The following is a 12,000-nucleotide window of genomic DNA, read 5'->3' on the forward strand; positions in this document are numbered from 1 at the left end:
TTATCCGCTGAGGGGTGATAAACAGAGTTAAACCGGAATCACTGGTCGGATAATCCGAACAATAAAAGAGCAGGCTGATGAACAAACTGGAACTGTTGCGCACCTTTGTCCGTGTCAGCGAGATGTCGAGTTTCACCCTGGCCGGAGAAAGCCTGGGCCTGCCTCGATCAACGGTGTCCGAGCATGTGCAGGCACTGGAGGCATTGCTCGGAACACGGCTGTTGCAACGCACCACGCGCAAGGTGCAGGCGACCCAGGATGGCCTGGTGTTGTACGAGCGCAGCAAGGATCTGCTGTCGCACATGGACGAAATCGAGGGGTTGTTTCGTCAGGACGAGGCGTCGCTGGTCGGACGGGTTCGCATCGACCTGCCGAACATTCTGGCCCGCCGGGTGGTGATGCCGCGCTTGCCGGAATTCATGGCGCGGCACCCGCTGCTTGAACTGGAAATCAGCAGCACCGACCGCCGGGTCGATCTGCTCGCCGAGGGGTTCGATTGCGTGCTGCGCATCGGTGCTCAACCGGATCAATCGGTGGTGGCGCGACACCTGTGTGACTTCACCATGGTCAACTGCGCCAGCCCTGCGTATTTGCAGCGCTATGGCGTGCCCGGGCGGCTGGAAGATCTGGCGCAGCATCGGCTGGTGCACTACGTCGGCGTACTGGGCGGGCGTTCGGAAGGGTTTGTGTACGTCGACAAGGGGCAGGTGCAGCGACTGCCGATGGCCGGCAGTGTCACGGTCAACAGCACTGATGCTTATGAGGCCGCGTGCCTGGGTGGTTTCGGCCTGATTCAGGCGCCGAGGATGGGCATGCACCAATACCTGCGAAGCGGCGAATTGGTGGAGGTGTTGCCGCAGTTCAACGCGCCGTCCATGGAGGCGTCGCTGCTGTATGCCCGGCAGCGGCATTTACCGTTGCGGGTCAGGGCGTTCATGGACTGGCTGGGAGAGGTGATCCGCTCAGAAGTCTGAAACCGATGCATTTGTGGGAGCGGGCTTGCTCGCGAAGGCGGTGTGTCAGTCAACATCATTGCTGCATGACACACCGCCTTCGCGAGCAAGCCCGCTCCCACAGGTTTTTGCAGTTTGGATCAGACGTGGAAGTAACCCACGCACGAATCGAACGGCAGGCGCTTGAGTTCGATCTTGTTCAGGTCGAGTACTTCACGCAGGGCCTTGGTTTCGCCCGGGAAGTTGCGGTAGGCGACTTCGTCGAGCACCACGATCGCGCCTTTGGGCATGTACGGCAGGAAGGTTTCCAGCGCAACTTTGGTCGACTCGTACAGGTCGGTGTCGAGGATCAGCATGGCCACGACCAGGTCCGGACGGGTCTTGACCCACTCCGGTACGGTCTTGACGATGTCGCCCTTGACCAGCTCGCAGCGCGGAATGCGGTTGACCGGGCGCAACAGGTCGTTGGCGTCGATCATGTCCTGGATCAGCGACTGGTCGGTGTCGGCGAACATGGTTTCGTTGACGTCGGCCGGGTCTTCTTTCTTGTCGATGCTCTGGAAGCCTTCGAAGGTGTCGAAACCCACGATCGAGCGGTTGATCGCATACGGCTCGAGAATCATCGACAGGTGCATGTAGAGCATCAACGAGTTGCCCTTGTACACGCCGCACTCAATGATGGCGCCCGGTACTTCTGCGACCTTCTTGAACAGCTCCATGCGCGACAGCGCGGCGGTCACGCCAATGCGGTTGGCGAAGACGAACGGAGCGTCGGCCACGTATTCGGCATCGACCCGTTTCAGGACGTTGGTACGGGTTTCGTTGTACTGGGCCTCGGCGGGCGTGATGCGACGCTTGGTCATTGCTGGATTCCTTGGAAATTCGAAAAGTCGTGGACGTGGAAGTAGTCTTTGAAACCAGCGCCGACATCCGGGCAGGCGCTGTCGACGTTAATCGCGCCGCGCTGCTGCTTGAGGTCGTCGAGGTGCATCAGGCGAAAGTCCACGCTGAAGCGGGTTTGTTGCGTGTAATTGGGAACGGTGCCGTGCAGGTGCGAACCGGAGAACACCAGCATCTCGGCAGTGTTGCCGGCGATGCGCAGTTCGCAGGCGCTGTTGATCGCTTCGGTGGGCACCGGATGTTGGCGCGCCTCTTCCCTGACGTTGTCCTTGGCGCGCTGGCGTTGCACGTCGATCCAGTCAGACAGGCTCCACTGCGCCGAGGTGTTTTTCACCGGGGCGTCGAAGTAGGCCGGGTTGATCATCATGGTCTGGTCAGGCTGGATCGTGTAGACCGGCATCCAGGTATTGATCTGACAGTCGACACCGCCGTACCAGGTATCGCGATGGGGCTTGTAGGCATAGCTGACGCCGGCGTGCAGGTAGTCGTAGTTGGGCACAACGCGGATACGCGGTACGTCGAAAATGAACGCCTCGGGAGCCGCACCGATTTCGTCGGTGAAGCTGCGGATCAGCTCCTTGGCGCGCAGGCTATTGGTGAACTGGCCCTTGAGGCGAGTCACCAGCACCACGAACTCTTCCACCGGCATCAGTGTATGCAGCGCCTGGTGGTTGGTTTCGCCATCGAAGGCTGCCGTGATGCTTTCCTGGGCAAAGGTACAGAGTTCCTTTGCCGCTTTCAGTTCGGTGTTCAGGAAGATGTCGCCAGCGTAGATCGCACTTCTGAAATCAGCGTGCTTGTGCAACTGATTGATGAATAAGTTCACGGTTCTCACCCAGGAATACTTTGGCTCTCATAAGAGTCGGCAACACATTGGCAAACTGAAGCGCAATCCTTGAACGAAAGGAGCAATACCTTGATTGGGCGATGAAAGGCTCACTTTTCCGCCGGGTGGAAAGCAAACGTCCCGCAGCGATTGCTCGCTGCGGGACGTGAGTCCAGGCGCGAAGGCTCAGAACAATTGAGTGAACAACCAGTACAGGCTGCCTGACAGCAGGATCGCCGCCGGCAAGGTCAGCACCCAGGCCATCAGCAGGTTGCGGATGGTCTTCATCTGCAAGCCGCCGCCGTTGGCGACCATGGTCCCGGCCACGCCCGAGGACAGCACGTGAGTGGTCGATACCGGCAGGCCGAACATGTCGGCGGCGCCGATGGTCAGCATCGCCACGGTTTCTGCCGAGGCGCCCTGGGCGTAGGTCAGGTGGGTCTTGCCGATTTTCTCGCCGACGGTCACCACGATGCGCTTCCAGCCGACCATGGTGCCCAGGCCCAGGGCGATGGCCACCGCGATCTTCACCCACAACGGAATGAATCGCGTGGAGTTGTCGATCTGTTGCTTGAACAATTGCAGTTTGCCGTTGGTGTCGGCGTCAAAATTGCCGACCTTGTTCTTGTCCATCAGGCGAATGGTTTCGCTGCTCAAATACATGTCGTTACGCACGTTGCCCATGGCCTCGGCCGGGACTTTCGACAGCGAGCCATAACCCTTGACCTGGGCACCGATGCTGCCGGTCAGCGCAGCAAGTGCCGGCACCAGTTGCGGGGTCGCTTCCTTGCTGCGCACGTATTCGGACAGCACCGCGCGCGGGTCGGCCGGGGCCGGCAGGGGAGCCGCCTTGACCAGGGCTTGCTGGGTCACTTCGGCGACCGCCGCGAACTGCAACGCTTGGTCAGCCGGCATGGTGCGGTTCAATGCATAAGCCATTGGCAGCGTGCCCACCAGAATCAGCATGATCAGGCCCATGCCTTTCTGGCCGTCGTTGGAACCGTGGGCGAAGGACACGCCGGTGCAGGTCACGATCAACAGGCCGCGAATCCACCATGGCGGCGGTGTCTCGCCTTTAGGCTCCTTGTACAGCGCACGATTCTTCACGAAAGCGCGCAGGGCCAGCAACAGCAGCGCGGCGCAGCCGAAACCGACCAGTGGCGAAAGCAGCAGCGCATAACCGATCTTGGTGGCCTGGGCCCAGTCCACACCGCTGGTACCGTCGCGGCCATGCATCAGGGCGTTGGCCACGCCGACACCGATGATCGAACCGATCAGGGTGTGCGAGGACGACGCCGGCAGACCCAGCCACCAGGTGCCGAGGTTCCACAGGATTGCAGCGATCAACAAGGCGAAGATCATTGCGAAACCGGCGGATGAGCCGACTTGCAGGATCAGCTCCACCGGCAGCAGGGCGATGATGCCGAACGCCACCGCGCCACTGGAAAGCAGCACCCCGAGGAAGTTGAAAAAGCCGGACCAGACCACCGCGACGTTCGGCGGCAGCGAGTGGGTGTAAATCACTGTGGCCACCGCGTTGGCGGTGTCGTGGAAGCCGTTGACGAACTCAAAGCCCAAGGCGATCAGCAGCGCCACGCCGAGCAATAGAAACGGCGTCCAGGTAGTCACCACGGTGCCGAGTTCGTTCATGTCGCGCATCAGGCTGTAAGCGGTAAACAACAAGCCGATGGCCAGCACGGCAAAAAACACCACGATGGTGAGCAAGCCGGGTTTTTTGTCGAATTGCGGTTTGGCACTACTGGCGGGCGCCGGGGCGGCGGTGAAGGAGGGCGTAGCCATCACGGACATTCCTGAAGAGGGAAGGAGTGTCAGTGATAATCGTTGCTAATTATTACAGGGAGACTGCTTTGGATCAGTGTTTGGGTTTTTTGCAGCCGCTGATCTGAATTCCACACATTTCCTGAGGGCTATGCAGAACCCTGTGGCGAGGGGGCTTGCCCCCGTTGGGTTGCGAAGCGACCCTGAATCAATCAAACGGGTTTGTTCTGACACACCGCATTCAATGATTTTGCGTCTGCTTCGCAGACGAACGGGGGCAAGCCCCCTCGCCACAGTTGATCAGTGTCAGGCGAGGTCGAGGACTCAATAATCCTGCTGCTTGCGAAACGCCCAGCGTCCGGCAATCACGGTAAAGGTCGCGACCAGCGCCACCAGGATCCAGAAACCTTCCGGATCACCGGCCAGCGGAATGCCGCCGACGTTCATGCCGAAGAAACCGGCGATGATGTTGATCGGCAGCGCCAGCACCGTCACCACTGTCAGGGTGAACAGCGTGCGGTTGGTCTGTTCGTTGATGTTGGCGGCGATCTCTTCCTGCAACAGCTTGATCCGCTCACCCAGCGCTGTGAGGTCGTTGATGATCAGTGCGAACTCTTCAGTGGATTTGCGCAGTTCCTTCACGTCTTCCTTTTGCAGCCATTGCGGCGGCCGGTTGAGCAGGCGCAGCAACGAGCCCGGTTCCAGCGCCAGCAGCCGTTGCAAACGCACCAGCACCCGGCGATTGGCACCCAGTTCTGCGCGGTTGGTCGACAGGCGCGAGGAGAGTAATTCGTCTTCGATCTGATCCACGCTCTGGCTGGTCTTGCGCACGATCTGGGTCAGCACTTCACCCTGGTCGCGCAACAAATGCACCAGCAACTCCAGCGGGGAGCGAAAGCACTCCCGGGCCTTCACCGAGGAGCGCAGTTTGTCCACCGAGTGCAGCGGTTGCAGGCGGGCGCTGATGATCAGCCGGCTGCGGGCGCACACCCACAGCGTCGAGACATCCGACGACACCAGGTTGCTGAGGTTGAACACCACGTCGTTGACCACCGCCAACAGCGCCGAATCGACATGCTCGATGCGCGTCGAGCGCGAGCCCTCGTGCAGCGCTTCGAAAAATTCCTCGGGCAACTCCAGATGACTCTTCATCCAGCGCTCGCACGCGGCATGGGCGAGGTTCAGGTGCAGCCAGAGAAATTGCTCGTCGCTTTGCGGTTGTTGCAGGTACTGCAAGGCCTCGGCGGAATTGATTTCCCGACCGGCCTCACCTGGGCGAAAACTGAAACCGTAAAGCAGGCCGAACAGATCCGTGTCGCGATGGCTTTGATCGATGCTGTGGTTCATGAGGACTCGCAAGGGGAGGGCTCTATCGCTCTTGGGTAGCAGCCGGCGAAGACTGCGTTCGGCTGCGCAGCAGTCGTCAACTTGAACACGCGGTCTTCCAATGGAACTGCATTGCCTGATTTCACGGCTGCTGCGCAGCCGAACGCAGGCTTCGCCAGCTGCTACAGGACACGTTATGGCTGGTTTACGGGTTCACTTGAGCGGCATCATCGCAAGCCGGGATGATGTTTTTGTGACAGGAAAATAACGCAAAAAAATTGCTCTACGGTATGACTCACCCACATAGGTAACAAAACAGTTCAAGCACATAGGTAACAGTCTTTAACTGGCACTGGTCGATTCCGAGGATCTGACCATGCCCTGGCGTGCTTTCACTTCCTGTCCAGCGGCGTGCAAAGCTACGCCAAACTGATCGAAGGTCCGTTGCATACCTCGCAATTGATCGATGAAGCCAACCTGCAATTCAAGGTGCAGGTGCAGGAGTGGAAAAACGTCCTGTTGCGTTGCAAGCAACCGGCGGACCTGGACAGCGCCAGCGGTGAGTTGAACTCGATCGCCACCGTAATGGCCGGTGGTACCAACGAGCAGTTCAACGGCATCACCCTGGCCGTGGAAGCCATTCGCGACATGAACCGCCAGATCGCCACCGCTGCCGAAGAGCAAACCTCGGTGGCCGAAGACATCTCGCGCAACCTCACCGAGATCACCAGCATCGCCAGCACCAACCTGGACAACGTGCAGCGCACTGAAGCGGCAAGCCACAACCTGCACGGTTTGTCGGGGCAGTTGAACGAAGTGACGGCGCGCCTGAGCGCTTGAATCCAGGATGCACAAAAGCCGCACGACTTCTCAATCGTGCGGCTTTTGTGTGTTTCAGGATTAAGTGTCCTGTTTGTTTTTCAGGACCTTGCCGTTGGAGGCATCGATGTCCACATCCCACTCGACGTTCTTGGCGTCACGCAGTTCGATTTCGTACTCGTAACCATTGAAGTGGTTGTCCAGTTCGGTTTTGGCGATCGTTGCTCCCGGATGCAGATCCAGCGCGATTTTGTTCAGCTCTTCCAGCGGCTTGATCTTGCCGCCCTTGACCAGTTGCGGGATCTCATCGACCCGGACATCGGCCTGGGCCAGGCCCGCAGTGAGGGTCAGGGTTGCAGCGGCAAGCAAAGCAGTCAGGGTCTTCATGGGCGTCTTTCCTGGGGTGATCTGTTCAAGTGGGATCAGGCTAGCGTGTGTAACTTAATCCACCCTTAAAACCCCGACATGTCCTGCATCAATCCCTGTGGGAGCGTGGCTTGCCCGCGAAAGCGGAGTGTCAGTCAACGTTGATGTTGAAGCTGATGGCCCAATCGCGAGCAAGCCCGCTCCCACAGGTTTTGCGCAACTCTGGATCAGTAGCCGTTGTTCTGTAGCACCTGTGCCACGCTCGCCGCCGGGCGTTTATAGAACTTCAACAACTCGCTGGCGCGATTGGTGAAAATACCGTCGACACCGGCGTCCATGACTTTCTGGTAATCCACCGCATCGTCGATGGTGTAGACGTGCACCAGTAGGCCCTGATCGTGGGTGTATTGGTTCATCCACGGTTGCACCAGGTCCGAATAACTCTGGTCGCCACCCCGGGTCAGTGCGGCGGACGGGCCGGTGCCGATGGCGCCCTGGGCCTTGGCGTAGTCGACCCAGCGCTGGAATTCGGCGTTGTCTTTCGGCTGCTGTCTGGCGTAGTAAGCGGCTTTATCCTTTTCGCCGGACTCGGCAAAGGTCACTTTTGACTTGGGCTCGATACTGCCTTCACCGACCCACAACAGCAGAATTTTCGGTACCTGCGGCATCTCCTTCTGCAGCAGTTCGAGGCTGCTTTTCTCGAAGGTTTGCAGGATTACCTTGCCTGGGCCCTGGCCGACCGCCTGCTCGTTTTTCGCCGATTGCGCACCCATCGGGCTCAGCCAGCCACGGTCCTGAAGTTTTTCCTTGAGGTCATGCTCGATGCCGGGAAACTGCTTCGGCTCCTTGGTCTCGATGTACAGGCCAGGCTTGTGCGGCGGGTTGCCCTGGGCAATGTCGATGATTTCATCGAGGGTCAGAATCTTCAGACCAGCGAAGCCAGGACGCGCACGATCCGGGTACGCGGTATTGAACCAGCTGCCGGCGTCCAGGGTTTTCAACTCGGCCATGGTGAACGCGTTGGCCGGGCTGTCCTTGCGCTCGGGGAATTTGCTGGCGACATCGGTGGTGCGTTGCAGGTTGTTGTCGTGCAGGGCAAACAGCACGCCATCCTTGCTGCGCTGCAGATCCAGTTCCAGATAATCGGCGCCCAGGTCGCGGGCCAGTTTGTAGGCGGCGGCGGTGGATTCCGGCGCATCGAACGATGCGCCACGGTGAGCGATCACCGCCGGATGCGGAATCCCCAAACGGGTTGCCAGTGCCGTGGGAGCAAGTTCGCTGGCGGCCTGTGCCTGGCCGAAGCTGAGCAACAGGCTTAGTAACAAGGCGTTTTTAGTAAACGTTGCAGGCATGGTCGAGATCCTTTCGCAATGAATGTGCACTCCCTTTTAACAACGGATCATTGCAGGCGCTATCGCGAGACCGACACAAACCTGTTTAAAGCTGATGTTCGTCAGCGTTTTCGTGCGCTTGTTTGCAGTACGCTGAGTTCCGCAAATTTCCCCGGCAGAGGGAAAACCATTCGCTGGCCCTGTGTGTAAATCATCGATCTATCGTGAGGTTTACCATGCGCATCACTTCCCGGCTCATCTGCCAGGCTGCCGACCAACTCAAAGGCTTCGTCGGCCTCAACCGCAAGACCGGTCACTACATCGTTCGCTTCAGTGAAGACTCGTTCGGCATGGATGTGGCGGATGACGGCATCATCCCTGCCAGCGAATTCGTCTGGGTCGCGGGGCCCGGGCAAACCATGACCCTCAAGCGCGAATTGATCCAGTTGCTGCTGGACCAGAACATCGATGGCCGGATCAACATCAGCGAGCCGTTACGGGTGTACATGAACCGGCGTGACGTGCCGGAGATTTCGGCGGTTCGCAGCCTGGTTCAGGGGTGAGTTTTTGCGGTGATTTGACTGGCCTCTTCGCGAGCAAGCCCGCTCCCACAGGTCTTTGTGTCGGGAACATATCTTGCGTACACCCACACCCCCTGTGGGAGCGGGCTTGCCCGCGAAGGCGGCCTAAATATCACCGCATCATTTACAGGCTGAGCCCGTAGGCCCGTTCAACCCCGCACAGGCTTCGACAAAGGCGCTCACCAACGGCGGCAAGACGCTCTTGAGCGCTGCTCGTTCGGGCTGGAACAAGGTCGCGACAAAGAACGGATGGCCACTGAGTTCGATCGCGCGCAGTCCTTGTTCCGAATCGTGGCCGACGGCGTGAAGTTCCCGCTTGAGCAGCTCCCTCTCGAATTGCGGATTCACACCGTAACGACAGCGATAGCCTTCACGTATCTCAGACGTTTCATACGCCTCGGCGATCAACGAACCCTCAAGCAAATGAATCGTATCGACTGCTTCCACCAGCGCGCACGACAGTGGCGTCAGCAGCGCCCGCGTTGCATCGGGCGCCGTCTCGCCGTGTTCGGCATCCGACCAGCCCAGCACATTGCGTGCATATTCCAGCACTGCGTGTTGAAAACCACCGCAGGTGCCGAGGAAAGGTCGCCGTTGTTCGCGGGCAAAACGAATCGCCAGCAAGGCGCCGTCCATGTTGCGATACGGGCTGGCCGGTACACACCAGAAACCATCGAATGTGTGCAGGGGTGTCTCGGCGTGGATTTCATCGGTGGCCAGCCACTGCCATTGCAGGTTCAGGCCAGCGTGTCCGGCAATCATTTCGAGGGCGATGGGAATGGCCTGGTGGGCGGTGACTTGTGGGTCGTAGTCGCCGATCAGGGCGATGCGAATCTGACGGGTTTCCATGAGGGGCCTCGGCACTGGTTAATTCCTGGTGGCCACTATAGATTGGCGTTCACGCACTCAATATTGGCGTTTTACCAAGTGATCAATGCAGCCATGCAATATCGACTGGATTACGCGGACCTGGCGCTGATCCTCGCCCTGGTGCGCGGCGGCTCCCTGGCCCGGGCCGCGCAACTGCTGAAGGTGGATGTCTCGACGGTGTTTCGAGCGGTGCGCCGGCTGGAGGCTGCGCTGGGTCAGCAATTGTTCGAAAAAAGCCGCGCCGGTTACCTGCCTGGCACCCTCGCGCAGTCGCTGGCTGAACAGGCCGAGCGCGCTGAGCAGGCGCTGGAGGCGGCGCGCATCGGTGTGGAGCAGGGCGGTGAAGTGATCAGCGGCATCGTGCGCCTGACCTGTACCGATTCGGTCCTGCAAGAATTGCTGTTGCCGGCGTTGGCGCAGTTCATGCCGAACTATCCGGCGCTGACGCTCGAACTCAGCACATCCAATGATTTTGCCAACCTCAGCCGTCGGGATGCCGACATCGCCCTGCGCCTGACCCGCACGCCACCGGAGCATTTGGTGGGACGACGCCTGGCGGATATTTCCTACCGCGTGTGTGCCAGCGAGCGATATCTGCAATCGGTCAATACCACTGACCTGGCCTCATTGACCTGGATCGCCCCGGATGACTTCCTGCCTGATCACCCGACCGTTACCTGGCGTCGCCAGGCCTTGCCAGGCGTAACCCCGGGCTATCGCTGCAACAGCATGCTTTCGGTTACCGGGCTGGTGAGGGCAGGGCTGGGTGTAGCGGCGTTGCCGGACTTTTTGATCGGCGGCGGATTACAGCCGCTGGGCGAGCCGTTGCACGGTTACGACACCGCGCTGTGGCTGCTGACCCGTCCCGACTGCCGCGCCTTGCGCTCGGTGGTCACCTTGTTCGATGAGTTGGGGTGGGCGCTGAAACTGCCGTGAAAGCGCTCAAGCCTGTGGCTCATCCTTGCGCACGAAATGTTGATGCATTTCCGTGGTCAGGTTTTCGATGTGCTCGGTGAGGGCCTTGGTCATCTCCGTGAGGCGGGTGTTCTGTTCAAGCAGCTCCAGCAGTTGTGCGCTGTTTTTCGCGGCTTCCGCTTGACGCTCACTGTTGGCGGTCGCCAGCGCTTCGCGGTGCTGCGCATCGGCATCGGATTGGGCTTTGTCCCGCGCGGCCTGACGAGTCTGAGCCAATAGAATCAATGGCGCGGCATAGGCCGATTGCAGGCTGAAAGCCAGGTTGAGCAGGATGAACGGGTACGCATCGAAGTGGGTGACACCGGACAGGTTGAGGCACACCCAGGCGACGACTATCAGCGTTTGTGCGCCGAGAAACGTCGGTGTGCCAAAGAACCGCGCAAAGGCTTCGGCGCGCAGGGCAAACTTGTCATTGCCAAACGTCGGCGCCAAGTGGGCGTGAGGGCGATGGAAACGCAGGTGATCGACGGGGGCGGTGGTTTTGGTGGGCGTGGTGGTCATGGTGTTCTCTGCATGGCGCTGGGACTGGGGCTCACTATAGCCCCGGCGCCAGTTTCATTCTGAAACACATTGCGGTGTTTGATTCAGAGAGACCAAACTTTCGATAACACGGCTGACATTGTCATTTATTGCAACTGGTAGCAGGCCAGAAACATGTCCAGCGCGGATTCAACTACCCGGTGTTGTTCTTCGGCTGACAAGCCCGGCTTGCCCATGGAAATCTGCGGCCAGAATGCAAAAGATTTGAGCAGGCCATGGATCTGTTGAGCAGCGAATTCGGGAGCCACGGCCTTCAATCGGCCATCCGCTTGAGCGGCCCGAATCCACACCGTCAGCCCCTCTTCGCGCTCGCCCATGCGGGCCACCATATCCTGCGCCCGCTCTGGGGAATGAATCGTCGCCGCTATCGCCACCCGTGCCAGGTCGAGAAAATTGTCATCGCCCAAAATTTGCAACTTGGCCATCAGCAACTCGCGCAATTGGTCGCGCAAAGGCAAGTCGGGACGGTAGGACGTTTCCTGTTCTGCCGTCACCCGGACCCATAACTGATTGAGGATTTCGGCGAACAACTCTTCCTTGCTGGGGAAGTGGTTGTACACCGTGCGCTTCGACACGCCGGCAGTGGCAGCAATCTTGTCCATGCTGGTGATTTCGAAACCGTTGTCACGGAATTCGTTGATCGCGGCTTGAATGATCGCTTGGCGTTTTCGGTCGGTGAGGCGCTGTGGAGCTGTCATAAGTACGCTTCGGCAGGAAGAAGGGAAGAATTACAC

At 59.4% G+C, this 12,000-nt stretch carries 12 protein-coding genes and 1 pseudogene; 4 read left to right on the forward strand and 9 right to left on the reverse strand.

What is annotated here, in order from left to right; translation table 11 throughout:
* Positions 1 to 77: 77 nt before the first annotated feature.
* Entirely contained in the window at positions 78 to 974 is an 897-nt protein-coding gene (locus tag ABIA48_RS21280; RefSeq protein WP_007985201.1) for a LysR family transcriptional regulator, read from the forward strand.
* 119 nt (positions 975 to 1,093) lie between these two features.
* Here the strand turns inward: ABIA48_RS21280 and ABIA48_RS21285 are convergent, their stop codons facing one another.
* The 4 genes from ABIA48_RS21285 to ABIA48_RS21300 all read right to left on the reverse strand — a co-directional run bounded on the left by ABIA48_RS21285 (position 1,094) and on the right by ABIA48_RS21300 (position 5,805).
* On the reverse strand, positions 1,094 to 1,816 hold the full coding sequence (locus ABIA48_RS21285) for a TylF/MycF/NovP-related O-methyltransferase (RefSeq protein WP_056725897.1): 723 nt from the start codon (positions 1,814 to 1,816) through the stop codon (positions 1,094 to 1,096).
* On the reverse strand, positions 1,813 to 2,679 hold the full coding sequence (locus tag ABIA48_RS21290; protein WP_429491120.1) for a hypothetical protein: 867 nt from the start codon (positions 2,677 to 2,679) through the stop codon (positions 1,813 to 1,815). The genes ABIA48_RS21285 and ABIA48_RS21290 overlap by 4 nt, the downstream gene beginning before the upstream one ends.
* 186 nt (positions 2,680 to 2,865) lie before the next feature.
* A complete protein-coding gene (locus tag ABIA48_RS21295) occupies positions 2,866 to 4,479 on the reverse strand; it encodes an inorganic phosphate transporter (protein ID WP_429491122.1) in 1,614 nt (537 codons plus the stop codon).
* 303 nt (positions 4,480 to 4,782) lie between these two features.
* Positions 4,783 to 5,805, reverse strand: coding sequence for a transporter (locus tag ABIA48_RS21300; protein ID WP_007985207.1), 1,023 nt, complete (start codon positions 5,803 to 5,805; stop codon positions 4,783 to 4,785).
* Between the two features lie 489 nt (positions 5,806 to 6,294).
* Between ABIA48_RS21300 and ABIA48_RS21305 the strand changes: the two are divergent.
* Positions 6,295 to 6,624, forward strand: a pseudogene (locus ABIA48_RS21305) (methyl-accepting chemotaxis protein); the annotation flags it as partial.
* Between the two features lie 60 nt (positions 6,625 to 6,684).
* Here ABIA48_RS21305 and ABIA48_RS21310 read toward each other — a convergent pair.
* Positions 6,685 to 6,990 carry a PepSY domain-containing protein gene (locus ABIA48_RS21310; protein ID WP_429491124.1) on the reverse strand — a complete coding sequence of 102 codons (306 nt, stop codon included), beginning with the start codon at positions 6,988 to 6,990 and terminating at the stop codon, positions 6,685 to 6,687.
* A 206-nt stretch (positions 6,991 to 7,196) separates the two neighbouring features.
* Positions 7,197 to 8,321, reverse strand: a complete 1,125-nt coding sequence (locus tag ABIA48_RS21315; RefSeq protein WP_429491126.1) for a glycerophosphodiester phosphodiesterase — start codon at positions 8,319 to 8,321, stop codon at positions 7,197 to 7,199.
* A 215-nt stretch (positions 8,322 to 8,536) separates the two neighbouring features.
* Between ABIA48_RS21315 and ABIA48_RS21320 the strand changes: the two genes are divergently transcribed.
* Positions 8,537 to 8,863 (forward strand): DUF2025 family protein, encoded by a 327-nt coding sequence (locus tag ABIA48_RS21320; protein ID WP_429491128.1) that lies wholly within the window; start codon positions 8,537 to 8,539, stop codon positions 8,861 to 8,863.
* A gap of 138 nt (positions 8,864 to 9,001) precedes the next feature.
* On the opposite strand, the gene ABIA48_RS21325 is transcribed toward ABIA48_RS21320, so the two are convergent.
* Positions 9,002 to 9,730 carry a CTP synthase C-terminal region-related (seleno)protein gene (locus tag ABIA48_RS21325; protein WP_429491130.1) on the reverse strand — a complete coding sequence of 243 codons (729 nt, stop codon included), beginning with the start codon at positions 9,728 to 9,730 and terminating at the stop codon, positions 9,002 to 9,004.
* Between the two features lie 93 nt (positions 9,731 to 9,823).
* Here ABIA48_RS21325 and ABIA48_RS21330 point away from each other — a divergent pair, with 93 nt between their 5' ends.
* Positions 9,824 to 10,687, forward strand: coding sequence for a LysR family transcriptional regulator (locus ABIA48_RS21330; RefSeq protein ID WP_429491132.1), 864 nt, complete (start codon positions 9,824 to 9,826; stop codon positions 10,685 to 10,687).
* A 6-nt stretch (positions 10,688 to 10,693) separates the two neighbouring features.
* Here the strand turns inward: ABIA48_RS21330 and ABIA48_RS21335 are convergent, their stop codons facing one another.
* On the reverse strand, positions 10,694 to 11,227 hold the full coding sequence (locus ABIA48_RS21335) for a DUF1003 domain-containing protein (protein ID WP_277531052.1): 534 nt from the start codon (positions 11,225 to 11,227) through the stop codon (positions 10,694 to 10,696).
* Positions 11,228 to 11,352: 125 nt separating this feature from the next.
* Complete coding sequence (locus ABIA48_RS21340) at positions 11,353 to 11,964, reverse strand: TetR/AcrR family transcriptional regulator (protein ID WP_429491134.1); 612 nt, start codon at positions 11,962 to 11,964, stop codon at positions 11,353 to 11,355.
* Positions 11,965 to 12,000 lie beyond the last annotated feature (36 nt).

Source organism: Pseudomonas sp. S30_BP2TU TE3576, from assembly GCF_050436025.1.
In the GTDB taxonomy this organism is placed as follows: domain Bacteria; phylum Pseudomonadota; class Gammaproteobacteria; order Pseudomonadales; family Pseudomonadaceae; genus Aquipseudomonas.

Bases quoted from the DNA above. Each gene is read 5' to 3' on its own strand.
- ABIA48_RS21340 (WP_429491134.1), bottom strand. From the start codon at position 11,964: ATGACAGCTCCACAGCGCCTCACCGACCGAAAACGCCAAGCGATCATT.
- ABIA48_RS21325 (WP_429491130.1), bottom strand. From the start codon at position 9,730: ATGGAAACCCGTCAGATTCGCATCGCCCTGATCGGCGACTACGACCCA.
- ABIA48_RS21310 (WP_429491124.1), bottom strand. From the start codon at position 6,990: ATGAAGACCCTGACTGCTTTGCTTGCCGCTGCAACCCTGACCCTCACT.
- ABIA48_RS21300 (WP_007985207.1), bottom strand. From the start codon at position 5,805: ATGAACCACAGCATCGATCAAAGCCATCGCGACACGGATCTGTTCGGC.
- ABIA48_RS21315 (WP_429491126.1), bottom strand. From the start codon at position 8,321: ATGCCTGCAACGTTTACTAAAAACGCCTTGTTACTAAGCCTGTTGCTC.
- ABIA48_RS21295 (WP_429491122.1), bottom strand. From the start codon at position 4,479: ATGGCTACGCCCTCCTTCACCGCCGCCCCGGCGCCCGCCAGTAGTGCC.
- ABIA48_RS21330 (WP_429491132.1), top strand. From the start codon at position 9,824: ATGCAATATCGACTGGATTACGCGGACCTGGCGCTGATCCTCGCCCTG.
- ABIA48_RS21280 (WP_007985201.1), top strand. From the start codon at position 78: ATGAACAAACTGGAACTGTTGCGCACCTTTGTCCGTGTCAGCGAGATG.
- ABIA48_RS21320 (WP_429491128.1), top strand. From the start codon at position 8,537: ATGCGCATCACTTCCCGGCTCATCTGCCAGGCTGCCGACCAACTCAAA.
- ABIA48_RS21285 (WP_056725897.1), bottom strand. From the start codon at position 1,816: ATGACCAAGCGTCGCATCACGCCCGCCGAGGCCCAGTACAACGAAACC.
- ABIA48_RS21335 (WP_277531052.1), bottom strand. From the start codon at position 11,227: ATGACCACCACGCCCACCAAAACCACCGCCCCCGTCGATCACCTGCGT.